At 69.4% G+C, this 23,353-nt stretch carries 22 protein-coding genes; 15 read left to right on the forward strand and 7 right to left on the reverse strand.

The annotated features are described in order from the left end of the window. Positions 1-4: 4 nt before the first annotated feature. Positions 5-1,165, reverse strand: a complete 1,161-nt coding sequence (locus LXM50_RS06595) for a mandelate racemase/muconate lactonizing enzyme family protein (RefSeq protein ID WP_233310514.1) — start codon at positions 1,163-1,165, stop codon at positions 5-7. Between the two features lie 94 nt (positions 1,166-1,259). Continuing rightward, on the reverse strand, positions 1,260-2,063 hold the full coding sequence (locus tag LXM50_RS06600) for an IclR family transcriptional regulator (protein WP_233310515.1): 804 nt from the start codon (positions 2,061-2,063) through the stop codon (positions 1,260-1,262). Between the two features lie 213 nt (positions 2,064-2,276). On the opposite strand from LXM50_RS06600, the gene LXM50_RS06605 reads away from it, so the two are divergent. From LXM50_RS06605 to LXM50_RS06615, 3 genes are all read left to right on the forward strand, one after another. Beyond that, a complete protein-coding gene (locus LXM50_RS06605; protein WP_233310516.1) occupies positions 2,277-3,212 on the forward strand; it encodes a carbohydrate ABC transporter permease in 936 nt (311 codons plus the stop codon). Positions 3,213-3,508: 296 nt separating this feature from the next. After that, positions 3,509-4,069 carry a carbohydrate ABC transporter permease gene (locus LXM50_RS06610; protein WP_374107812.1) on the forward strand — a complete coding sequence of 187 codons (561 nt, stop codon included), beginning with the start codon at positions 3,509-3,511 and terminating at the stop codon, positions 4,067-4,069. Positions 4,070-4,123: 54 nt separating this feature from the next. Continuing rightward, on the forward strand, positions 4,124-5,431 hold the full coding sequence (locus LXM50_RS06615) for an ABC transporter substrate-binding protein (RefSeq protein ID WP_233310518.1): 1,308 nt from the start codon (positions 4,124-4,126) through the stop codon (positions 5,429-5,431). 62 nt (positions 5,432-5,493) lie between these two features. On the opposite strand, the gene LXM50_RS06620 is transcribed toward LXM50_RS06615, so the two are convergent. Further along, on the reverse strand, positions 5,494-6,210 hold the full coding sequence (locus LXM50_RS06620) for an SDR family NAD(P)-dependent oxidoreductase (RefSeq protein ID WP_233310519.1): 717 nt from the start codon (positions 6,208-6,210) through the stop codon (positions 5,494-5,496). After that, complete coding sequence (locus LXM50_RS06625) at positions 6,207-7,124, reverse strand: dihydrodipicolinate synthase family protein (RefSeq protein WP_233310520.1); 918 nt, start codon at positions 7,122-7,124, stop codon at positions 6,207-6,209. Before LXM50_RS06625 ends, LXM50_RS06620 begins: the two co-directional genes overlap by 4 nt. Positions 7,125-7,233: 109 nt before the next feature. Between LXM50_RS06625 and LXM50_RS06630 the strand changes: the two genes are divergently transcribed. Further along, the gene (locus tag LXM50_RS06630) at positions 7,234-8,154 is read left to right on the forward strand and encodes an SMP-30/gluconolactonase/LRE family protein (RefSeq protein ID WP_233310521.1); all 921 of its coding nucleotides are present in this window, start codon (positions 7,234-7,236) and stop codon (positions 8,152-8,154) included. Beyond that, on the forward strand, positions 8,151-8,795 hold the full coding sequence (locus LXM50_RS06635) for a bifunctional 4-hydroxy-2-oxoglutarate aldolase/2-dehydro-3-deoxy-phosphogluconate aldolase (RefSeq protein ID WP_233310522.1): 645 nt from the start codon (positions 8,151-8,153) through the stop codon (positions 8,793-8,795). The genes LXM50_RS06630 and LXM50_RS06635 overlap by 4 nt, the downstream gene beginning before the upstream one ends. Positions 8,796-8,893: 98 nt before the next feature. Here the strand turns inward: LXM50_RS06635 and gndA are convergent, their stop codons facing one another. Further along, positions 8,894-10,342, reverse strand: coding sequence for an NADP-dependent phosphogluconate dehydrogenase (gene gndA / locus LXM50_RS06640; protein WP_233310523.1), 1,449 nt, complete (start codon positions 10,340-10,342; stop codon positions 8,894-8,896). Between the two features lie 353 nt (positions 10,343-10,695). On the opposite strand from gndA, the gene LXM50_RS06645 reads away from it, so the two are divergent. The 5 genes from LXM50_RS06645 (at position 10,696) to LXM50_RS06665 (ending at position 15,881) form a co-directional block, all read left to right on the forward strand. Further along, a complete protein-coding gene (locus LXM50_RS06645; protein WP_233310524.1) occupies positions 10,696-11,919 on the forward strand; it encodes a branched-chain amino acid ABC transporter substrate-binding protein in 1,224 nt (407 codons plus the stop codon). Between the two features lie 99 nt (positions 11,920-12,018). Further along, positions 12,019-13,035, forward strand: a complete 1,017-nt coding sequence (locus LXM50_RS06650) for a branched-chain amino acid ABC transporter permease (protein WP_233310525.1) — start codon at positions 12,019-12,021, stop codon at positions 13,033-13,035. Beyond that, positions 13,032-14,234, forward strand: a complete 1,203-nt coding sequence (locus LXM50_RS06655; protein ID WP_374107810.1) for a branched-chain amino acid ABC transporter permease — start codon at positions 13,032-13,034, stop codon at positions 14,232-14,234. The genes LXM50_RS06650 and LXM50_RS06655 overlap by 4 nt, the downstream gene beginning before the upstream one ends. Beyond that, entirely contained in the window at positions 14,231-15,181 is a 951-nt protein-coding gene (locus tag LXM50_RS06660) for an ABC transporter ATP-binding protein (RefSeq protein WP_233310526.1), read from the forward strand. Before LXM50_RS06655 ends, LXM50_RS06660 begins: the two co-directional genes overlap by 4 nt. Then, complete coding sequence (locus LXM50_RS06665; RefSeq protein ID WP_374107813.1) at positions 15,174-15,881, forward strand: ABC transporter ATP-binding protein; 708 nt, start codon at positions 15,174-15,176, stop codon at positions 15,879-15,881. The genes LXM50_RS06660 and LXM50_RS06665 overlap by 8 nt, the downstream gene beginning before the upstream one ends. A 64-nt stretch (positions 15,882-15,945) precedes the next feature. On the opposite strand, the gene LXM50_RS18515 is transcribed toward LXM50_RS06665, so the two are convergent. After that, entirely contained in the window at positions 15,946-16,071 is a 126-nt protein-coding gene (locus LXM50_RS18515; RefSeq protein ID WP_258955456.1) for a hypothetical protein, read from the reverse strand. A 190-nt stretch (positions 16,072-16,261) separates the two neighbouring features. On the opposite strand from LXM50_RS18515, the gene LXM50_RS06670 reads away from it, so the two are divergent. Together LXM50_RS06670 and pth are read left to right on the forward strand one after the other, a co-directional pair. Continuing rightward, positions 16,262-16,870 carry a 50S ribosomal protein L25/general stress protein Ctc gene (locus tag LXM50_RS06670; RefSeq protein WP_233310528.1) on the forward strand — a complete coding sequence of 203 codons (609 nt, stop codon included), beginning with the start codon at positions 16,262-16,264 and terminating at the stop codon, positions 16,868-16,870. Positions 16,871-16,951: 81 nt separating this feature from the next. Continuing rightward, a complete protein-coding gene (pth, locus tag LXM50_RS06675; protein WP_233310529.1) occupies positions 16,952-17,533 on the forward strand; it encodes an aminoacyl-tRNA hydrolase in 582 nt (193 codons plus the stop codon). Positions 17,534-17,607: 74 nt separating this feature from the next. Here pth and LXM50_RS06680 read toward each other — a convergent pair whose 3' ends face one another. After that, positions 17,608-18,246: a hypothetical protein gene (locus tag LXM50_RS06680; protein ID WP_233310530.1), complete on the reverse strand. Its 639-nt coding sequence runs from the start codon at positions 18,244-18,246 to the stop codon at positions 17,608-17,610. Between the two features lie 84 nt (positions 18,247-18,330). On the opposite strand from LXM50_RS06680, the gene mfd reads away from it, so the two are divergent. The 3 genes from mfd to LXM50_RS06695 are packed head-to-tail and all read left to right on the forward strand — an operon-like array spanning position 18,331 to position 23,343. Next, on the forward strand, positions 18,331-21,909 hold the full coding sequence (gene mfd / locus LXM50_RS06685) for a transcription-repair coupling factor (RefSeq protein WP_233310531.1): 3,579 nt from the start codon (positions 18,331-18,333) through the stop codon (positions 21,907-21,909). Next, positions 21,906-22,715, forward strand: a complete 810-nt coding sequence (locus LXM50_RS06690) for an NUDIX hydrolase (protein WP_233310532.1) — start codon at positions 21,906-21,908, stop codon at positions 22,713-22,715. The genes mfd and LXM50_RS06690 overlap by 4 nt, the downstream gene beginning before the upstream one ends. Positions 22,716-22,746: 31 nt before the next feature. Further along, positions 22,747-23,343 (forward strand): gamma carbonic anhydrase family protein, encoded by a 597-nt coding sequence (locus LXM50_RS06695; protein ID WP_233310533.1) that lies wholly within the window; start codon positions 22,747-22,749, stop codon positions 23,341-23,343. The last annotated feature ends 10 nt before the right edge of the window (positions 23,344-23,353 follow it).

The raw sequence follows: 23,353 nt of genomic DNA on the forward strand, positions 1-23,353 counted from the left end.
GCGATCAGCGCCGGACGAACTGCGCGACGGCCGCTTCGTCCACCGTGACGCCGAGTCCGGGGCCGGTGGGGACGATGAATCCTCCGTCGGGTCGCACCTCGAGCGGGGTGCTCAGGATGAGGTTGGCCACGGGCAGCGTGAACGGCTGGTACTCGAAGGCGAGCAGCGAGGTGGCGCTCGCCGCGACGTGCACTCCCGCGGCCATGGCGATGCCGAAGGCGGCGGAATGGTGGGGTGCGACCTGCGCGTGGAACGCGTCGGCGACCGCGGCGATGGCGAGTCCCTCGGTGATGCCCGTGCGGCCGATGTCGGGTTGCGTCAGACCGACAGCCCGGCGGGCGAGCCAGTCGGTGAACTCGAAGCGGCTCCGCATCGCCTCGCCGATCGCGATCGGCGTGGCCAGTGACGCGGCCAGATCGCGGTGGCCCTCGACGTCCTCCGGCGCCAGGGGCGCCTCGAAGAACCAGGCCCTGCGGTCATCGAGCTCGCGCCCCAGGGCCTTCGCCTCGCCGAGCCGGTAGGTCCAGTGCGCGTCCAGCGCGAGCTCGAGCTCCGGATGCACGGCGCGGATCGCGTCATAGGTGGCGAGGTCGGTGCGGATGTCGGTGCCGAGATGCAGCTTGATCCGCCGCACGCCCGCCTCCACGAAGACCGTCGCCTTGTTGACCCGCTCCGCATCGTCATTCCCGCGTATCCCGGAGACATACGTCGGCAGGATCTCCGCGAAACGGCCACCCGCGAGCTCGGAGACGGACAGGCCCGTCGCGTGTCCCCAGAGGTCCCAGAGCGCGATGTCGACCGCCGCCATGGCGTCCGCCTGGTGCCCGGTGAGGTGCCCGCGCTCGCGCATCGACTCGGTCATCCGGTGCCAGAGCGTCCGCACGGATCTCGGGTCCTCTCCGAGGATGAGCGGGGCGAGCAGGTGATCGACCACGGCCGCGACGACCTCGGGGGCGACGGGGGCCAGGGCCTCGCCCCAGCCGACCAGCCCCTCGTCCGTCTCGATCTTGACGAGAAGCGTCTCGTAGCCGGGGGAGTACAGGCTCCGCCACGGCGGTCGGATGACGTAGCCGCGATGAGCCACGCCCGTGTCGCCGGCATAGGAGTCGTCGGCATCCTCTCGCGACAGGAAGAGGGGGAACGTCTGGACGCGGGTGATCTTCACAAGGGTCTCCGAAGACAGTCGTGGCGGAGGAGGCCGACGGCGTCTGCCGCGGCGATGAGCTTCAGGGCGCCGCGATCGGAACGCGGCAGCGGGGTCAGAGCGCTGCGAAGGCGCTCGCCGAGCGGGAGGGGCTGTAACCGAGGGCCACCGAGACCTCGTCCGCCGCCTCGATGAGCTGCAGGGCGAGCTCCTGGTGGGGGGCGTGCAGGTCGAGCACGGAGAGGGGGCCGCTCGCCGAGAGCGCGGCGACGATCTCGCCCGCCCTGTTGTGGATCGGCGCCGCGATGCACGCGCGTCCGAAGGCGAGCTCCTCGATCTCGGTCGCGTATCCGCGGCTGCGGCTCTCGTCGAGCGCGACCTGCATGGCGTCGCGATCGACGATCGTGTGCGGGGTGAAGCGCTGGGGGGAGTGCTCGAAGTATTCGTCGACCTTCTCGGAGGTCATGCCGGTGAGCAGGGCCTTGCCGAGGCCGGTGGCGTGCAGCGGTCCGGTGCGCCCTGCCATGGCGAACGACTTGGGCGCGAGCGCGCCCTCGAAGTTGCAGAGATAGGTGAAGGTGAAGCCACTGAGCTCGGCGACGTTCACACCGATCTCGATGCGACGGGCGAGGTTCTGCGCGATCTGCCGCGATGCGCGGAAGATCGGCGAGCCGTTGAGCGCGATCGTGCCGAGGGCGACGGCCGCCGGCCCGAGCCGGTAGAGGCCCGTCCGGCTGTCCTGGACGACGAACTTCATCCGGTCGAGCGCCGACATCATGCGGGAGACGGTGGACTGTCCGAGCCCGGTCAGCGTGCAGAGCTCGGAGACCCGGAGTTCACCCGACTCCTCGGTGAAGCAGGCGAGCAGGGACATCGCCCGCTCCACGGTCTGCGTGCCACCCACCGATTCCGATGCCATTGCGACTCCTCCTCCTGCGGCCGCCGCATCTGCGAAGCCGTCGCCAGTCATCCTAATGAGAGTATTGGCGCCAGGCAAGGCAAATGTGGGTGCGTTATGCATTTTGTGGATTTCGCATCCGCAATGTGGTTGACTGACTGCACGTCATCGCCGACGACTGCGACGACGGCGTGCAGGGGCCCACGGGCCTTCCCCACCCGGAAAGTGAATGCCATGCCACAAGCCACCCTCGAGCGGCCAGAGATCCGCGAGCAGGTCCCCGCTCCGCGCTCGGGACGCCGTTCCACGCTGGGCGCGAAGGACCGCACCTTCGGTTTCATGATCGCACTCCCCGCGGTCCTGCTGTTCCTCGTGATCGCGATCTTCCCGCTCGTCTCGAGCATCGGCACCAGCCTCTACAACCAGTCCCTGCTGCGCCCTGAGCGCACGTTCGTCGGCCTCGACAACTACGGACTGATCTGGGACGAGTTCGTGGCGAGGCTCGGCACCACGCTCGTCTTCGCTTCGCTGTCCACGGTCTTCCCGCTGGTCCTCGGCGTCGCGCTGGCGATGCTGCTGAACGCCCGGATGCGCGGCCGTACGATCCTGCGCGGCGCGTTGATGCTGCCCTGGCTGCTGCCGGGCGTCGTCGTGTCCTTCCTCTGGGCATGGATCTTCAACGACAGCTACGGCGTCGTGAACCACGTCCTGGAGATCCTCGGTCAGCCGCCGATCAGCATGCTCGGGAACCCGGTGGGAGCGATGGCCGCGGTCGTCATCGCCAAGACCTGGCACTCCTTCCCCTGGATCATGGTCGTGGCGCTCGCCGTGCTCCAGACGCTGCCCAGCGAGCAGATCGAGGCGGCGACGATCGACGGCGCGACCCGTGCCCAGCGCTTCCGGTACATCTCGCTGCCGCACATCGCCGGGCCGGTCACGCTCGTCGCGGTGCTCGAGTTCATCTACAACTTCGGCAACTTCGACACGATCTTCGTCATGACCGGTGGCGGGCCGGGCAATTCGACCACGACCCTCGCCGTGAGTCTCTACCACCTCGCGTTCGGCAGCTATGAGCTCGGCAAGGCCTCCGCGATGGGCGCGCTGTGGCTCGTCCTGCTCGCGATCATCTCGAGCGGATACCTGCTCCTCAACCGTCGACTGGAGAAATGATGCGCCGCAATCGCGACGTCGGCGAGGGCATCATCCGCCCTCATCTGTCCATCCCCGGGCGTCTCGCGCTCATCCTGCTGGCCCTGTTCGGCCTGCTGCCGGTGTACTGGCTCACGGCGACGGCGTTCACGAAGAAGGAGGACGTGTTCGCGCAGAACCGCCCGTTCTTCCCGGTGGATCCGACGATCGAGAACTTCGTCGGGTTCTTCCAGAACGACGCCCTGCTGAAGAACCTCGGCAACAGCGTGATCGTGTCGAGCGGAACCGCACTGCTCGCCGTGCTCGTCGGCGGGCTGATGGCCTACTCGCTCTCGAAGTTCCGCTATCGCGGACGCAACGCGATCATGTTCATGTTCCTCATCGGCCAGCTGATCCCCGGCGCGCTGCTGCTCATCTCGCTGTACCTGATGCTGAGCTCGGCGGGCCTGCTCTACACCTACGCGGCCCTGATCATCTCGTTCACGACGTTCACGCTGCCGCTCACGGTCTTCCTGCTCAAGGGGATCATGGACGGCCTGCCGGACGACATCCTCGAGGCCGCGAAGGTCGACGGGCTCTCCCGGACGGCCACGGTGTTCCGGATCGTCTTCCCGCTCGTCGTACCGGGGCTCATCACCGCGGCGATGTTCGCCTTCATGCGCGGGTGGAGCGACCTCCTGTTCGCGCTCACCCTCGCCGGCCCCGACAAGCAGACGCTGCCGGCCGGGCTCACCCAGGCGTTCATCCACGAGGGCACAGCGGATTGGCCGGCGCTCATGGCGGCCTCGCTGATCACCTCGCTCCCGCTCGTCATCATCTTCGTCGTCCTCCAGCGCTACTTCGTCTCCGGCCTCGCCGCCGGTGCGGTGAAGGGCTAATGGCTTGTCCCGATACACCTCGATTCCCGAACTGTCCCTGAAGGAGCTGTGCCCATGAACATCCCGAACTCGCAGTTGAGTCGTCGCGCCTTCCTCGGCGGCGGCACCGCCCTGGCCGCCTTCGGCGTCCTCGCGCTCGCCGGCTGCGCGACGCCGGCCGCGACGCCGCCCGGCGCCACGGCCAACGCCGCGACCAAGGCCAAGACCATCAACTTCTACGGCAACTCGCTCGGAGAGGAGGCGCTCAAGCCCGCCTGGCAGGGGATCATCGACGGATTCTCCAAAGACGCGGGAGTGACCGTCGCACCGGTGATCTACCCGTACGACCAGGCCGCCACCCAGCTGGCGCTCACGGGTCGCTCCGGCAAACTGCTCGGCGTCGGCCAGTCGGGTGGATGGCAGGTGCTCACGCCGATGGACCTGCTCGCCGATCTGACGGACCTGGCGAAGGGGCTCGGGATCCCCCAGGGCGTCCTCGACTCCTACACGAAGGACGGCAAGCTGCTCGTGCTGCCCCTCACCGCATCGGGCATCGGCATCGCCACGAACGGCGAGATCGCCAAGAGCGTCGGCATCAAATCCGGCATGACCGTCGAGCAGTTCGCGACGGCGCTCGAGAAGATCAAGGCGCAGGACTCTGCGCTGATCCCGTACGCGGCCGTCACGAAGAACCCCGACCTGAAGGACGCCGTGCACTGGATGTGGGGCTTCGGAAGCGAGGTCGTCACGGACGACCTGAAATGCACCATCGGCGACGCGGCGAGCGTCAAGGCCATCACCTGGTACAAGTCCCTCATGGATGCGGGACTCACGCAGACCAACGTCGCGCGCAGCGACGCCCGCATCCTCTTCGCCAGCGGACGGGCGGCTCTGTACGACGACGCCCCGCTCGTGCCGACCTTCCTCAAGAAGAACGGCGCAGCGCAGAACATCGTTGACAACGTCAGCGCGATCTCGCGCCCCACGGTCGACGGCAAGAAGTCGTACAACCGTGCCTGGGGCAGCGGCCTGTTCGCGACGGCCGGCGAGGGCGAGGTGACGAGCCGCGAGTTCATCACCTACGCGGCGACCGATGTCGCGGCGGCGACGGCCCTCTACGAGCGCTCCGCCGTGGCACCGGCGGCGAAGAGCGTCGCGGACAAGATCCCCGCGCTCGCCGCGGACAAGTTCCAGGGGACGTTCCGCACCCAGGTGTCGGAGCACGCGCGGGCTGCTGCCTGGGACCGTGTCGCCGTGACGGCGCAGATCGATGCGGCGATCGGCGGCGGCGTCGCGACCATCCTCGCCGGTCAGGTGGATGTCCAGGCGGGTCTCAACGCCCTGAAGAAGGAGGTGCAGGGGCTGCTCGACGCCAACTCCTGAGTCTCGAACACGAATGCCGCGCCGGAGGATCTCCGGCGCGGCATTCCTGTTCGGTCAGGGGGTCAGAGCCAGCGGTCGCGCAACACCGGCTTCAGCCACGCGGCGGGGGAGGCCATCGAGAGCCCCCCGTCGACCGGGATCGTCGCACCGGTGATGAAGGAGGCGCCCTCCGAGGCGAGGAACGCGACGACCGAGGCGACCTCCTCCGGGCGCCCGATCCGGCCCAGCGGGTAGCCCTCGGTCTCACCGGTGTCGATCGCGGAGATGCTCCCGGGCTGCACCGCATTGACACGGATCCCGCGGGGGCCGTAGTCCAGCGCGAGCTGCCGCATGAGGGCCTCGACACCTGCCTTGGCCGCCGCATACGCGGGCAGGGAGGGCGCTGCGAGTGTGGCATTGACCGAGGTGACCGCCACGATCGACGAGCCGCGCGCGAGCAGCGGCAAGGCGGCTCGGGCGACGAAGAACGCCGAGTCGAGGGTCGCCCCGAGTGCCCCGCGCCAGTCCTCGTCGCTCGTCGCCTCGGCGCGGCCGATCGGCATGCGCGCAGCTGCAAGAACGACGACGTCGATGCCGCCGAGCGCCTCCGTCGCATCCGAGACGGCCTGTTCGGCGCCCTCAGCCCGACTGCAGTCGGCGACGAGATAGCTCGCGAACGCCGGATCGACGGTCGGTTCCAGCCCGACGCCGACCACGGCGTCGCCGCGCTCCGCGAAGGCGCGGGCGATCGCGATGCCGATGTCGGAGCCGCCGCCGATCAGCAGCACACGTCTGGTCACGCGCGCACCGCGGCCGGCAGCGGAGGAAGGGCGAGCTCCTCGAGGACGAGATGCACCGCGGCACGGCTGCCGGCGTCGAGGCGGGCCGCCGGGTAGCGGACGGTCGCGTGCTCGATGATCCCGCGCGCCACGAGCACCTCCTTGTGCACCGCCCACGCGATGCCGCCCTGCAGCCCGATCAGCACGAGAGGGAGCATACGACGGAAGCCCGCGCGCGCCTCTTCGACGCGCCCCGCGACGAAATCGGCCAGCACCGGGCCGAGCAGATCGGGGAATTCGCAGGCGGGCATCGTGCCGATGGCGCCGCGCGCGTACTCCTCCAGGCAGAACTGCGCGTTCTGGCCTCCGAGCACGGCGAAGTCGGCCCCGCCGAGCGCGTCGATGACTGCCCCGACCTTGGGTGCGGTCGGCGGCGCCTCGATCTTGACGGAGTCGACGCCCTCGAGGCGGGCGAGCTCTGCGATGAGCGCCGGCGTCATGGCGACGCCCGTGACGCCGGGGGCGTCCTGCACCATGACCGAGAGGGAGGTGGATCCGGCGACCTCGCCGTAGAAGTCGACGAGCGTGGTCGCCGCCGGCTTCACCATGAACGGGGGAAGCACCATGAGCGCATCGGCGCCGCCCTCTTCGGCGAGCTGTGCCTGTTCGATCGACGTCGCCGTCGAGGTGCCGTTGACGCCGGCCACGACGGGAACGCGTCCGCCGACGACCGAGGTCACATCGTCGAGGATCGCGCGTCGTTCCTCCGTCGTCAGCGCGAAGCCCTCGCTCGCCATCCCGAACACGGCCACGCCGTCGACGCCGGAGGCGAGCTCGAACTCGACCAGTCGCCGAAGGCCGGCGCGATCGAGCGCGCCCGTCTCATCGAACGGCGTCGCCAGGATCGGCATCAAGCCGTGGAGGGTGGAAGTCATCGGCAGGTTCCCCGCTTCATCATCGGATCGCATTTCGCGCAAGAGGTATGCATATTGTGAGATAGTCTGCCACATAACGGTTATCGCCTACCAGTGAAAGAGGGCAAGCATGTCGCGCTCGGGTCGCTCACGAACCGTCGAGATCATCTCCGACGAGAGATACGTGCAGGCGGAGTCGCCGCGCTGGGACGGCCGTGACGGCAGCCTCGGCTGGATCGACATGGCGACCGGTCGGTTTCACCGGGGGCGGATCGAGGACGGACGACTGGTTCCCGGTGTGTCGGTCGTCGTCGGGGCGAAGATCGGCGCGCCGGCGCCCCTCGTCGAGGCGGGGGCGGGGTGGATCGTCGCCGCGGAGCGCGGGGTGGTCCACGTGGCCGATGAGGGCGGCATCACCCCCGTCGTCACGGATCTCGCCGCACCGGGCGACTACATGAACGATGGGGTCTGCGATCCCTCAGGGCGCTTCTGGGTGGGAAGCCAGTCGATGCCGCGGGATCCGCACAGCGCCCTGTGGAGCATCGACGAGTACGGGGTCGCAGTCGAACGCCTCAGCGGGGTCACGGTGTCCAACGGCATCGCCTTCGACCGCACCGGATCCACGATGTACTACATCGACACTCTTCCGCACCGCAGCATCGAGGCGTTCGACGTGGCGCCGGATGGACGGCTGTCGCACCGGCGCACCGTGTGCGCCGTCGGCGGAGGCAACCCGGACGGCATGGCGATCGACGACGAGGGGATGCTCTGGGTCGCGGTCTGGGATGCGGGCGAGGTCCGCCGCTACTCGCCTGACGGGACGCTCGACGAGACGATCCCGCTCCCCGCGACGAGGCCGACCGCGGTCGCGCTCATCGACGGCCTGCTGGTGATCACGACAGCGAGTATCGGACTGCCGCGTCCCGCCGCCGCGGACGGTGCGATCCTGGGCGTGCGGGTCGAGGTCGGCGGTGCGCCCGCGCTGCCGTGGGGTGGAGCGATCCCGCTGGGCGGTCACCGCGACGCGTCGGCCGGCAGGAGCGACTCGTGAGCATCGTGGACAACGCCCGCCTGCAGGAGCGCCTCGGCGAGAGCAGGCTCATCGCGATTCTCCGTGGCAGCGAGGTCGATGCCACGGTCGCGGCCGCGATGGCGCTGCTCGATGCCGGGGTGCTGACGCTGGAGATCGCGCTCACCCTGAACGGAGCGGAGGAGGCGATCGCGCAGGTCGTCCAGGACGCCCCCGCCGGCGCGATGATCGGCGCGGGAACGGCTCTCACCCCGGCGGACGTCGACAGAGCGCTGTCGGCCGGTGCGCAGTTCATGGTCACGCCGACGCTGAGCGAGTCGGTCGCGTACGCGATCCGCGAGGGCATCGGCGTGCTCCCCGGCGTCTACTCGCCCACCGAGATCCAGCGCGGTCTGGACCTGGGCGCCGCCGCCGTCAAGCTGTTCCCGGCCTCGGGACTCGGAGCCGGATTCCTCCGCGCCGTCCGGGAGCCCCTGCCGGATGCGCGGATCATCCCGGTGGGCGGAGTGTCCGTCGGGACGGTGGGGGAGTACCTCGAGGCCGGTGCGTTCGCGGTCGGCGTCGGAGGGCCGCTCCTCGGCGATGCCGCGACGCCCGGCGGTGACCTCGCGGCCCTCGCCGTGCGCGCCGCGGCCTTCCGGCACGCCACGGCCCGCCCCTGAGGGCGCGCCAGCCCGGCGCAAGCCCGCCATCTGCGAGTCGTCCCCGCCAGCGGACCCTGAGGGCGCGCTGACGGGGACGACCCGTCTGTGGAATCGCGTCAGTGGGTGTCGACGGCCTCGATCTCGGTGCGGTCGCCGGACCACTGGGTGTGGAAGGTGCCGGGCTTGTCGATGCGCTTGTAGGTGTGCGCGCCGAAGAAGTCGCGCTGGCCCTGCACGAGCGCGGCGGGGAGGCGGTCGGCGCGGATCCCGTCGTAGTACGACAGCGAGGAGGAGAACGCGGGCGAGGGGATGCCGGCCTGCGCGGCGGAGACGACGACGCGGCGCCAGGCGGCCTGCGCCCGGGCGAACGCCTCGGCGAAGTACGGAGCGGTCATCAGGACGGGCAGATCCGGGGTCTCCGCGTAGGCGTCGGCGATCCGGTTCAGGAACTGCGCGCGGATGATGCAGCCGCCGCGCCAGATCTTGCTGATCGCGCCGAGGTCGATGTTCCAGCCGTACTCGGCCGCACCCGCGCGGATCTCGTCGAAGCCCTGCGAGTACGCGACGATCTTCGACGCGTACAGCGCGAGGCGGACGTCCTCGATGAACGCGGCCTCATCCGTCACGACGAACTCCTCGTCGGGGCCGGGCAGGGCTCCGGCGACGGCGCGCTGCTCGGGGTGCGACGACAGCGAGCGTGCGAACGTGGCCTCGGCGATGCCGGAGACCGGCACGCCCAGCGACAGCGCGGTCTGCACGGTCCAGGCGCCGGTGCCCTTGGCGCCGGCCTGGTCGAGGATGACGTCGACGAGGGGCTTGCCGGTGGAGGCGTCGACCTGGCGGAGCACCTCGGCGGTGATCTCGATGAGGTACGACTCCAGCTCGCCCTTGTTCCACTCGGCGAAGATCTCGGCGATCTCGGCCGGGGTCTTGCCGGTGCCGCGACGGATCAGGTCGTACGCCTCGGCGATGAGCTGCATGTCGGCGTACTCGATGCCGTTGTGCACCATCTTCACGAAGTGTCCTGCGCCGTCGTGGCCCACGTGCGTCACGCAGGGCTCGCCCTCGGCGATCGCGGCGATGGAGCGCAGGATCGGCCCCAGCGTCACCCAGGACTCGTCGGATCCGCCCGGCATGATCGACGGTCCGGTGAGCGCGCCCTCCTCGCCGCCGGAGATGCCCGCGCCGACGAAGTTGATCCCGGTGGAGCGCACCGCCTTCTCGCGGCGGATCGTGTCGGGGAAGTAGGCGTTGCCGCCGTCCACGATGATGTCGCCGGGCTCGAACACCTTGACGAGCTCATCGATCACCGCATCCGTGCCCGCACCGGCCTTGACCATGATGATCGCGGTGCGCGGCTTCTGCAGCGCGTCGGCGAACTCCTGGTAGGTGGCGGCGGGGATGAAGCCCGCCTCGGGGTGCGCGTCCAGCACGCCCTGCGTCTTCTCGTAGCTGCGGTTGAAGATCGCCACGGTGTTGCCCTCGCGGCTCGCGAGGTTGCGGGCGAGGTTCGAGCCCATGACGGCGAGTCCGACGACTCCGATGTTGGCAGCGGCAGTGGGCACGGTGATCTCCTCGTGTGTCCGTTGGGGGATGGTCTCAGGGTATCGCTGTTGCGGGAGGGCGCAGGGCTGTGCGTCTGCGCCCTCGCGCGGTCCGGCGCGCCCGGCTGATGCGCGACGGACCGCCGCCCGCGACCACGAGGTGAGTGACAGGCGGCCGGGTTGCACGCAGGTGACGGTCGCGTGTCCGGCGTGTAACGATCCGGGCAGACGTTCCGCGTTATCGGACGAAAACTGGACGGTGTCGGACTAATGTCGTGCGCGGAGCGCGTACACCGAGGTACGCTCACCACACCTTGATGACATCGACGTTCGCAAAGGGGCGGTCGGTGGACCCGAATCGGAAGGCAATCACAATGATGCGAAAGAAGGCCCTCACCGCGGGCGTCGCAGCAGTTGCGGCACTGCTCCTGCTCGCAGGCTGTGCCAACAAGGCCGGCAGCCCGAGCTCCACGAGCGGAGGAGGCGGGATCGACGTTCCGACCGTCACCTCGGTCGACACCCCGAAGGACGCGGTCCTTCCCGCGGGCGACGGCAAGGGCAAGTGCGCCGCGACGACCACGATCGCCTACATCGGTGCGGAGACCGGCGCGAACGCCCAGCTCGGCATCAACATCTTCAACGGCGTGCAGCTCGCCATCGACCAGCACAACAAGGCGAACCCCGACTGCCAGGTGCAGTTCAAGAAGTTCGACACCGAGGGAACCCCGGACAAGGCGACCGGACCGGTGACCCAGGCCGTCGGCGAGGCCGACATCGTCGGCGTCATCGGCCTGCCGTTCTCGGGCGAGTCCAAGGCGACCGGCAACATCTTCGAGCAGCAGGGTCTCGTGCACCTGACGCCGTCGGCCACCAACCCCGGCCTGACGAAGAACGGCTGGACCACCTTCTTCCGCGCCCTCGGCAACGACTCGCAGCAGGGTCCCGCGGCGGCGAAGTTCGTCACCGACACGCTGAAGGCCAAGAAGGTCTACCTGGTGCAGGACGACTCCGACTACGGCATCGGCCTCGGCACCGCGACCAGCGATGCGCTCGGCTCGGCACTGGTGGGCACGGACAAGGTGACCACAGGCCAGAAGGACTTCTCGGCCACGATCTCGAAGATCATGAACGCGAAGCCCGACGCCGTCTACTACGCCGGCTACTACGCCGAGGGCGCGCCGTTCGACCAGCAGCTCGTCTCCAAGGGCTACAAGGGCGCGTTCGTCGGCCCCGACGGTGTGAAGGACGACCAGTTCATCAAGCTCGCCGGTGACGCGTCGAAGAACGCGTACTTCACCTGCCCGTGCATCCCGGGCGAGCTGCTGACCGACTTCGCGAAGCAGTACCAGGCGGCGTCCAACGCGGCTCCCGGCACCTACTCGATCGAGGGCTACGACGCGACCACGGTGCTGCTGGCCGGCATCGACGCGGGCAAGCAGACCCGCGCCGACCTCAAGGACTGGGTGAAGAACTACGACAAGGACGGACTGAGCAAGCACTACAAGTGGGATGCGACCGGTGAGCTGCAGGCCCCGGCGGTCTACGGCTACAAGGTCGACAACGGAAAGATCGTGTACGTCGGCCAGATCGGCAAGTGATCCACGAGCCCCGCGACGCGCGAACCGCGTCGCGGGGCTCTCTTCCCTGCTCCTTCCCGGCGCGACGATGCGCCGGCCCCCTTGTGGAAGCGAACCCGAATGCTGGATCTCCTCGCCCTGTCCGTCGTGCACGCGGACAACTCCTGGATCAACTTCGACGTCAACGCCCTCTTCCAGAACTTCTGGAGCGCGACGTTCGACGGCCTGACCTTCGGGGCCGTCTACGGCCTCATCGCTGTCGGCTACACGCTCGTCTACGGCGTGCTCAGCCTCATCAACTTCGCCCACTCCGAGGTCTTCATCGTGGGCGCGTACGGCGTGGTCGTGACCCTGACCACGCTCGGCTTCGGCCCGAGCGCCCCGACGATCGGCCCGCTCGAGATCATCATGGATCTGCTGCTGGCGCTCGTGGTCGGCATGCTCGCCTCGGCGGTCACCGCCTTCCTCGTGGAACGCGTGGCGTACAGACCGCTGCGCAAACGCAATGCCCCGAGGCTCGCGTTCCTCATCACCGCCATCGGCGTCTCGTTCGCGATCCAGTACCTCATCTTCCTGCCGTTCATCGGCGGGGCGAACGCGCAACCCGCGGTGACGATGTTCATCCCGGAGCCGGTCTTCGACGTCTTCGGCACGATCATCACGAACCAGCAGATCATCATCGTGGTCGCCGCCATCCTGCTCATGGTCGGAACGGACATGTTCATCCGCCGCAGCCGCACCGGACGCGGAATCCGCGCCGTCGCGCAGGATCCGGACACCGCGACCCTGATGGGCGTCTCCAAGGAGCGCACCATCGTGATCACGTTCATCATCGGCGGCCTCCTCGCCGGAGCCGCCGCCCTGTTCTACGTGATGCTGGTGCCTTCGGGCGTCATCTACAACGGAGGGTTCATCCTCGGCGTCAAGGCGTTCGCGGCCGCGGTCCTCGGCGGCATCGGCAACGTCCGCGGCGCGCTGCTCGGCGGCATCCTGCTGGGCATCGTGGGCAACTACGGGCAGATCCTCCTCGGGGACGCCCAGTGGGCCGACGTCGTGGCCTTCGTCATCCTCGTGCTCGTGCTGCTGGTCCGCCCGACCGGCATCCTGGGCACCACGCTCGGAAGGAGCAAGGCATGAGCACCTCATCCGATGGTCCCCGCCCGCTGCCCACGGCCGAGGCAGCCCGCGAGGTGATCGAGACCGAGTCGATCGCGACGGTGCGTCGCGGTCCGTTCCGCGGGCTCCGCGAGCGCTGGAACGAGATGTCGCGTCCCATGCAGTGGGCGTGGATGCTGCCCGTGGTCGCGATCGCGTACGCGCTGCCCTTCCTGGACTTCTTCCCGCTCAGCACCTCGCCGGGCAACAACTGGTCGATCGCACTGTTCTCGATGGCGGTCTACGCGCTCGTCGCGGTCGGGCTGAACGTCGTCGTCGGCTACGCGGGGCTGCTGGACCTCGGCTACGTGGCGTTCTTCGCCGTCGGCCAGTACACCGCCGCGATGTTCACCAGCCCCGACTCGCCGTACCTGAAGATCCCCTACCTGTGGACCCTGCCGGCGGCCATGATCGTCGCGATGATCTTCGGCGTCGTGCTGGGCGTTCCCACGCTCCGGCTGCGCGGCGACTACCTCGCGATCGTGACTCTCGGCTTCGGTGAGATCGTGCGGATCCTCGCGACGATCATCCCGGCGATGAAGGGGCAGGTCGGCTTCCAGAACATCGGCCGCCCGCCGGGGGAGACCGCCTCCGGGGTGCCGATCTTCTCCAACTCGAACGGCATGCCCTGGTACTGGCTGACCATCACCATCCTGATCATCGTGCTGCTCCTGGTGGGCAACCTGGAGCGCTCGCGCGTCGGCCGTGCGTTCATCGCGATCCGCGAGGACGAGGATGCCGCGGAGACGATGGGCGTGCCCACCTTCAAGTACAAGGTGTGGGCGTTCGCGATCGGCGCGAGCGTCGGCGGCCTCTCCGGCGCGCTGATGGCCGGCCAGATCGGCTTCGTGAACAACCAGAAGTTCGACGTGCAGACCTCGATCCTGTTCCTCGCCGCGGTCGTCCTCGGCGGCACGGGCAACAAGGTCGGTGCGATCCTGGGCGGCGCGATCGTCGCGTACATCCCGCTGCGCTTCACCGCGATCGCCGAGTACAAGTACCTCATCTTCGGCGTCGCCCTGGTGATCCTGATGATCTACCGTTCGCAGGGCCTCATCCCCGCGAAGATGCGCCTCATGGCGTACTCGCGCAAGGCGCTCGACTGGGTGGCGCCGCCGAAACCGCCCCGGGCGGAGCCGCCGCGAACGTCGACGCCGAGCACCGAGGGAGGTGCGTCATGACCGATGCGAGCGAGAACCGGGTTCCGGCCGACGCGCCTGGAGAGGAGATCGTCACGGACGACGCGGCATCCGTCGAGGTGCCCGAGGGTGCACAGCCCGACATCGTGCCGGGAGAGGACCCGCCGCTCGTCGAGGGTGCGGAGTCCGAGCGCGAGATCGAGGTCGAGGTCGGCGAGAAGCTGGTCGAGGTGAAGAACCTCACCATCCGCTTCGGCGGTCTCACCGCCCTGGACGACGTGTCCTTCGACATCAAGCGAGGCGAGATCCTCGGCCTGATCGGACCGAACGGCGCCGGCAAGACGACGTGCTTCAATGCGATGACCGGCGTCTACAAGCCCACCAGCGGCGACGTGCTGCTGGAAGGGCAGTCGGTCAAGGGGCGCAAGCAGCACCAGATCACACGTCTGGGCTTCGCGCGCACCTTCCAGAACATCCGCCTCTTCGGCGAGATGACCGCGCTGGAGAACGTCGTCGTCGGGCTGGACGCGCGGCACCGCACCTCGGTGCCGGGAGCGCTGCTGCGGCTGCCGAGGCACGTGCGCGAGGAGAAGTCGTCGGTGGACCGGGCGATGGCCCTGCTCGACTTCGTCGGGATCGCGCAGCATGCGCAGAAGCGGTCACGGGATCTGTCCTACGGGTCCCAGCGTCGCCTCGAGATCGCCCGCGCGCTCGGAACGGATCCGAAGCTCCTCTGCCTGGATGAGCCGGCCGCCGGCTTCAACCCGGCCGAGAAGGAGGACCTGATGGCCCTGATCCGCTCCATCCGCGATGAGGGCTACACGGTGCTGCTCATCGAGCACGACATGAAGCTCGTGATGGGCGTCACCGACCGCATCGTGGTGCTCGAGTTCGGCAAGAAGATCGCCGACGACCTGCCCGCCGCCATCCGCAACGATCCCCGTGTGATCGCCGCCTACCTGGGAGTGCCCGAAGATGACGTTGCTTGAACTGAAGGACGTCTCGGTCCACTACGGGCGGATCAAGGCGATCCACGACATCTCCTTCTCGGTCGACGAGGGCGAGATCGTCTCGCTGATCGGTGCGAACGGCGCGGGCAAGACCACGACCATGCGCACGATCTCGGGACTGCTGCAGCCGTCCTCCGGATCCATCACGTTCGACGGCGAGGACATCACCAAGATGAAGGCGCACCTGCGCGTCGTCAAGGGGATCTCGCAGTCGCCGGAGGGCCGCGGGATCTTCCCCGGCATGACGGTGCTGGAGAACCTCGACATGGGCACCTTCGGCCTGAAGAACAAGTCGGGCGTCGCCGAGTCCTATGAGCGCGTGTTCTCGCTGTTCCCACGGCTGGACGAGCGCAAGAAGCAGCTGGGAGGCACGATGTCCGGCGGCGAGCAGCAGATGCTCGCCATCGGCCGTGCGCTGATGTCCCAGCCGCGCGTGCTGCTGCTGGACGAGCCCTCGATGGGTCTCGCGCCGCAGTTCATCCGGCAGATCTTCAAGATCATCACCGAGATCAACGCACAGGGCACGACCGTTCTGCTGGTGGAGCAGAACGCGAACCAGGCGCTCGCCCGCGCGCACCGCGCCTTCGTGCTGGAGACCGGGGCGATCACCCGCACCGGGACCGGCAAGGAGCTGCTCGCCGATCCAGCCGTCAAGGAGGCCTATCTCGGCGTGGGGTGACTCTCGCCGCACACGAGAAGAACCGCGTCGTCCGGATGGGCGGCGCGGTTCTTCGTGTGGTTCGTCAGTCCTTGCGGTAGCCGGAGCGGCCGAGCGAGAACAGCGCGCCGAAGCAGAGCACCGTCGCGCCCACGGCCATCAGGCCGATCAGCCAGGCGAGCGCTTCGGAGAGGAATGCACCATCGGTCATGCCGTACAGCCTACCGTCAGAAGAATGCGCCGAACTCGGGTAGCATGGGGTGGTCCTCGGCGAGGGATGGCGCGCGTGCGCGTACATCCGTGATCGACGCGGCGAGCTCTGGCTCTCCTTCCGTCGTGTCGAGACGACGCACCCAGACCCCCGCGCAGCCTTCGTGCAGCGTGTGAACAAGGAGAACATCATGACTGAAGACAACAAGGTCGTCGCGGAGCTCCGCTCCAGCTTCGGCAAGGGCTTCGCCCGCCGTCTGCGCGCCGCCGGCCAGATCCCCGCCGTCATCTACGGCCACGGCACCGACCCGGTGCACGTCGCCCTGCCCGGCCACCAGGTCGGCCTGCTCATCCGTCGTGCGAACGCGCTGCTCGAGCTCGACATCGAGGGTCGCGCCGAGCTGGCGCTGGTCAAGGATGTCCAGAAGGACCCGGTGCACCAGATCATCGAGCACATCGACCTGCTCGTCGTGAAGAAGGGCGAGAAGGTCTCGATCGAGCTTCCCGTCGTCGTCGTGGGCGAGGCCTTCGCCGGCACGATCGTGCAGCTGGAGAACACGCACCTCGCCGTCGAGGCCGAGGCCACCCACATCCCCGAGCACGTCGAGGTCTCCGTCGAGGGTCTCGAAGAGGGTGCGCACATCACTGCCGCCGACGTGAAGCTGCCCAAGGGTGTCACGCTGGTCGCCGACCCGGAGCTGCTCATCGTGGCCGTCTCCGCACAGGTCGTCGCCGACTCCCTCGCCGAGGCCGAGGGCGACGCTCTCGAGGCGGACGCGATCGAGTCCAAGTCGGAGTGACCCGCAGGTTCTAGAACTCCGAGAAGGGGGCGCGATTCGATCGCGCCCCCTTCTCTTCTTTCTCTCCGGGAGGATGGACGCATGGCGCAGACATGGCTCGTAGTCGGGCTCGGCAATCCCGGCGCGAAGTACGCGGCGACCCGGCACAATGTCGGGCAGATGGTCGTCGACGAGCTCGCGACCCGCCGCGGTGAGACGTTCCGCGAGCACAAGGGGGGAGCCAGGGTCGTGGAGACCTGGGTGCGCCCCGGCGGCGACAAGCTCGTGCTCGCGAAGCCGAACAGCTTCATGAACGTTTCCGGCGCCCCGGTCGGCGCGCTCGCGCGGTTCTACTCGGTCGATCCCGAGCGGATCGTGCTGGTCCACGACGAGCTGGACATCCCGTTCGACACGATCAAGCTCAAGGTCGGCGGCGGGCACGGCGGGCACAACGGCATCCGCGACGTCGCGCGTGTGCTGACCACGCCCGACTTCCCGCGGGTGCGGGTCGGGATCGGTCGCCCTCCGGGACGCCAGGACCCCGCGGACTGGGTGCTCTCGCCGTTCGGCGCGACCGAGCGGCCGAACCTGCCGATCCTCATCGCCGATGCGGCGGACGCCGTGGAGCAGCTGGTCGAGGACGGTCTGCTCGCCGCCCAGCAGAAGCATCACGCCCCGCGCTGACGGGCGCGATCCGCCGCCTCAGCCCCGGACCGGATCCTGCGATCCGCAGGCCGGAGGGCGCAGGCGGTCGTGCCTCAGTTCTGCGAGGCCGCGAGGCCGAGCGCGACGACGAAGGCCACGTAGCCGACGAGGCCGTACACGAACGGCCCGATCGCGGCGATGACGACCGCGGCGATGCCGGGGCCGCGCCCGCGGCGCCTGGCGATCGCGACGATGCCCTGGATGAGCGCCCAGACGCCCAGCGCGGTCGCCGTCCACGACGTGATCTCGACCCACAGCACGAGATCGCGCACGGGGGTCAGGATGGAAAGATCGTCGGCGGACACCCTGTTCTCGAGGTTCGTCAGATCCGTCGAGGCGCCGATGCCGTGTCCGATCATCCCCGCGAGCACGGCGCCGACGATCGTGAGCACGACGGTGGCCACGAGTGCGAGCAGCAGAGCCACGCGACCGATTCCGGCACCGCTCGCCGGCTGCGAGGGCGGCGCGTAGGGGGCGGTGTAGCCACCGGCGGGGCCGGCGAAGGCTCCGGGCGGCGCCTGATAGGCGGGTGCGCCCGCCGGGGCCTGCCCGGTGGGCAGGCCGGGCTGCGGCGCGCCGTACGCGGACGGCGAGACAGGTGGTGCGCCGTAGGCGGGTGGTGCGACCGGCGGCGCCGGGTATCCCGGCGCGGCGGGCGGCGGAACGGGGGCGGGCTGCTGCGGATCGGTCACGCGTTCATCCTAGGGTCGGCACCCGACGTACGACGAGAAGCGATCGAAGGCTCCCGTGTCGGCGACGGCACGTAGACTCTTCCGGTGACTGTGCAGGGGATCATCCGCGCTCTGGAAGAGGAGGCGTCCGGATTCCGGGACGCCCTGACCTGGGCGCAGACCGACGCCGACCTGCTCGCGAGCGCCGGGATGGACGCGCCGATGCTCGCGGGGCTCCTCGAGCGTCGCTCCGCCGCGGGCAAGCCGGCGGCGCTGCTCGTCGTGGCGCCGACCGGGCGTCGCGCGGAGTCCCTCGCCGCGGCCCTCGGCTCTTATCTTCCCGATGCCGAGATCCTGTCCTTCCCCGCCTGGGAGACGCTGCCGCACGAGCGGCTCAGCCCCAGCCCGGACACCGTCGGGCGCCGTCTCGAGGTCCTGCGCCGGATGCGGATCTGGTCGGGGGAGCGCCCGCTCGTCGTCGTCGCGTCGGTGCGCGCGGCGCTGCAGCCCGTCGCGGCGGGACTCGGCGACGTCGAACCGCTCGAGCTCGCGGTCGGCGGACGCGGCTACGACCTCGACGGCGTCGCCGCCTCCCTGGTGGAACGCGCCTACTCGCGTGTCGACATGGTGTCCCGCCGCGGAGAGTTCGCCGTACGCGGCGGCATCCTCGACGTCTTCCCGCCGACAGCAGAACACCCCTCGCGGGTGGAGTTCTTCGGCGATGAGGTGGACCAGATCCGGCTCTTCTCGGTCGCGGACCAGCGCTCGCTGCCCGCGGCGCCGGCGAGCGTCGCCCTGCCGGCCAGCCGCGAGCTGCTGCTGACGGCGGAGGTGCGTGAGCGCGCGGGCGCGCTGGTCGATGCGTTCCCCGGCATTGCCGGGATGCTGCAGAAGATGGCGGAGGGGATCCCGGTCGAAGGCATGGAGTCGCTCCTGCCGGTCGTCGCCGGTCCCGTGGTGCCGCTCACGGACTACCTGCCCGAGCATGCGGCGGTCGCCCTCGTGGATCCGGAGCGGTCCGGCGCCCGTGCGGCGAGCCTCGGCGAGACGAATCGCGAGTTCCTCGATGCCGCCTGGAGCGCGGCGACGGCGGGAGCCTCGGCGCCGATCGACCTGCAGACCGGCGATTTCCTCTCCGTGGCCGAGCTGCGCAGCGCCGCGCACGCCCGCGACGGCGTGTGGTGGCGGCTGAGCGCGTTCGACGCGGGTGCCGAGGACGCGGCGTTCGATCAGGGCGCCGACGGCGTGAGCGCCGCACCCATCCCGTCGTTCCACGGCAACGTCGACGGCGCGATCGAGTTCACCGCCGGCCGCGTCGCCGACGGCTGGCGGGTGGTGCTGGTGTCCTCCGGCGCAGGCCTGGTCGATCGCGCGCGCGACGTGCTCGCCGACCGCGGCATCGCGGCCCGGGTCGTGGAGACGCTCCCGGACGCCCCCGATCCCGGCGTGGCGACCCTCGTCACGGGGGCCATCGAGTCCGGTTTCCAGATCGCCAGCGCGAAGATCGCGGTCATCACCGAGAACGAGTTCTACGGGCGCACGATCGGCGGGGACACCCGCGTCGTGAAGAAGCTCGCCTCACGGCGCAAGAACGTCGTGGATCCGATGCAGCTCAAGGCCGGCGACTTCGTCGTGCACCAGACCCATGGCATCGCGCGCTTCGTCGAGATGACCCAGCGCGAGGTCTCGTCGGGCGGGCGGAACGCCGTGAAGACGACGCGGGACTACCTCGTGCTCGAGTATGCGCCGTCCAAGCGCGGCTACCCGGGCGACAAGCTCTACGTGCCCACCGATCAGCTCGATCTGCTCTCCAAGTACGTCGGCGGGGAGGCGCCCCAGCTGTCGAAGATGGGTGGCAGCGACTGGGCCGCCGCCAAGGGCAAGGCGCGCAGGGCTGTACGCGACATCGCCGTCGAGCTCGTCAAGCTCTATTCGGCGCGGATGGCGGCCAAGGGGTACGCGTTCGCCGCGGACACCCCGTGGCAGCGCGAGCTGGAGGAGGCCTTCCCGTTCGCGGAGACCCCCGACCAGCTGCAGACGATCGACGAGATCAAGGCCGACATGGAGCGGCCCATCCCGATGGACCGGCTGCTCTCGGGAGACGTCGGCTTCGGCAAGACCGAGGTCGCGGTGCGCGCCGCGTTCAAGGCGATCCAGGACGGCAAGCAGGTCGCCATGCTCGTGCCGACCACGCTGCTCGTCAAGCAGCACCTCGAGACCTTCACGGAGCGCTTCGCCGGCTTCCCGGTCAAGGTGCGTCCGCTGTCACGCTTCCAGACCGACAAGGAGGCCCGGCTCACGCTCGACGGTCTGCTGGAGGGTTCCGTCGACATGGTGATCGGCACGCACCGGATCCTCACCGACCAGGTGATGTTCAAGGATCTGGGCCTCATGATCATCGACGAGGAGCAGCGCTTCGGCGTCGAGCACAAGGACGCCCTCAAGAAGATGAAGACCAACGTCGACATCCTCGCGATGAGCGCGACGCCGATCCCGCGCACGCTCGAGATGGCGGTCACCGGCATCCGCGAGATGTCGACGCTGCAGACACCGCCGGAGGACAGACATCCGATCCTCTCGTTCGTGGGGCCGAAGAGCGACAAGCAGGTCGCCGCGGCGATCCGGCGCGAGATCCTCCGCGAGGGGCAGATCTTCTACGTGCACAACCGGGTGCAGTCGATCCAGCGCATCGCGAGCGAGCTCGCCGAGCTCGTCCCCGAGGCGCGGATCGCCGTCGCGCACGGACAGATGGGCGAGCACCAACTGGAGCAGGTGGTCGACGACTTCTGGGAGCGCAAGTTCGACGTGCTGGTCTCGACGACCATCATCGAGACCGGCCTGGACATCTCGAACGCCAACACGATCATCATCGACCGGGCCGACCGCTACGGCCTCAGCCAGCTGCACCAGCTCCGCGGGCGCGTGGGCCGCGGCCGTGAGCGCGCCTACGCGTACTTCCTCTACGACGACATGAAGCCGCTGAGCGAGACCGCGGCCGACCGGCTGCAGACGATCGCGGTGAACAACGACCTCGGATCCGGCATGCAGGTCGCGCTCAAGGACCTCGAGCTGCGCGGCGCCGGCAACCTGCTGGGCGCTGAGCAGGCCGGCCACATCGCGGGCGTCGGCTTCGACCTGTACCTGCGCATGATCGGAGAGGCCGTCGCGACGTTCCGCGGCGAGGAGACCGAGACCGGCGCCGAGCTGCGCCTCGAGCTGCCCGTGGACGCGCGGATCCCCGATTCGTACATCGACAGCGAGCGGCTGCGACTCGAGGCGTATCAGAAGCTGTCCAGCGCGGCGACTGCGACCGCGGCGGACGATGCGATCGACCACGTGGTCGAGGAGCTCACGGACCGGTACGGCGCACCGCCGGCGGAGGTCGAGGGCCTCGTCGCGATCGCGCGGCTGCGGCGTCGTGCCGCGCGCGCCGGGCTCACCGACGTGGTGGCGATGGGGTCGAACCTGCGGGTCGCGCCGGCGCGCTTCGAGGACTCGATGAAGGTGCGCCTGCAGCGGCTCTATCCGCAGGCCAAGCTCGTCGGCGGGGGAGAGGCGCTCGTGGTGCCCATGCCGGGTGCGGACAAGGCGGATCCGGTCGAGTGGACGGGCCAGCTGCTGACGGCGCTGTTCCCGGCGTCCGCACCGGCCGAGGCGGCCGTCGCTGCGGGAGCTGCGTCGTGAGCACCGAGCTCTCCGCGCCGCGGCGGCGCGACCGCGCGCTGTCGGCGGCAGAGGGGCGCGCCCTCGTCCGGGAGCAGCTGATGCGGGGCCGGCAGGAGGTGCAGCCCGCGGGTGCGCCCGCCGTGGCATCGGCGATGCCCGCGGACGTCGGCGGTCCGCGGTCCAAGGCGCGAAAGACGGATCCCGTCCTGGTCGTGGGCTCCGCCTCTGCGCCGGAGCCCACGCGGCGCTCGCGGGTGCGCCCGGAACCGGCCGCGGATCCCCGCTGGCGCTGGCTCTCGACCCGCGAGGCGCATCGCGGCAGGGTGCGCATCGATGTCGACGACGTGCAGCTGCCCACGGGCGAGCACACCACGTTCGAGGTCGACCGCAGCGTGCCGTTCACGGTCGCGGTGCTCGTGCAGGACGGCGCCGAACTGCTGCTGGCCCGGCAGTACCGCTATCCGATCGATCGCTGGATCCTGGATCTTCCCGGCGGCGCAGGCGCGTTCGGCGAGTTCCCGGAACAGGCGGCACGACGCGAGCTCGAGGAGGAGCTCGGCGTCGTCGCGGCCGACCTGATCCCGCTGCACACCTTCTTCGCCAATCCCGGACGGAGCGTCTGGGCGACGCACCTGTTCTTCGCGCCCGGAGTGCACGCGGGCCGCGCGTCCGCAGGCGACCCGAGCGAGCAGGTGCGGGCCGTCCGCATCCCGCTCTCCGAGCTCGACCGTCTCATCGCCGAGGGCGAGATCCTGGATCCGGGGCTGCTCGTCGCCCGTACGATGGCCGCGGCGAAGGGGCTGCTCCCGCCCGTCGGAGCCTGACGATCCGCCGCCGCAGCACTACGCTCGTCACATGATCTACGAGCACCTCGGGGCTCGGCCCCGCATCCACGACACGGCTGTCGTGGCACCGTCCGCCGTGATCTCCGGTGACGTCACCATCGGCGACAACTGCCAGGTGCTGCACGGCGCCGTCATCACCGCGGAGGGCGGCCCGATCACGCTCGGCGAGCACGTGATCGTGATGGAGAACGCGCTCATCCGCGCGACAGCCGCCAACCCGGTGCACATCGGCGATCACGTGCTGGTGGGTCCGATGGCGAGCATCTCGGGCGCGACGATCGCCGACGAGGTGTTCCTCGCCACCGGCACCCGCATCTTCAACGGCGCGGTGATCGGCGAGCGCAGCGAGGTGCGCATCAACGCCGTCGTGCACCTGCGCACGACGCTGCCACCGGAGACCGTGGTGCCGATCGGCTGGGTCGCGGTCGGAGATCCGGTGCGCATCCTCTCGCCGGAGCGGCACGAGCAGATCTGGGAGGCCCAGCACGAGCTGGACTTCCCCGGCTACGTTTTCGGCGTGGACCGCTCGACGCCGGATCTCATGGTGCAGCTGACCGAGCGCTACGCCCGCTCGCTCGCCCGGCACGTGGACGACCACGCGCTCTGACCGGATCCTC

Source organism: Microbacterium sp. Au-Mic1 (assembly GCF_021341785.1).
Classification (GTDB): domain Bacteria; phylum Actinomycetota; class Actinomycetes; order Actinomycetales; family Microbacteriaceae; genus Microbacterium.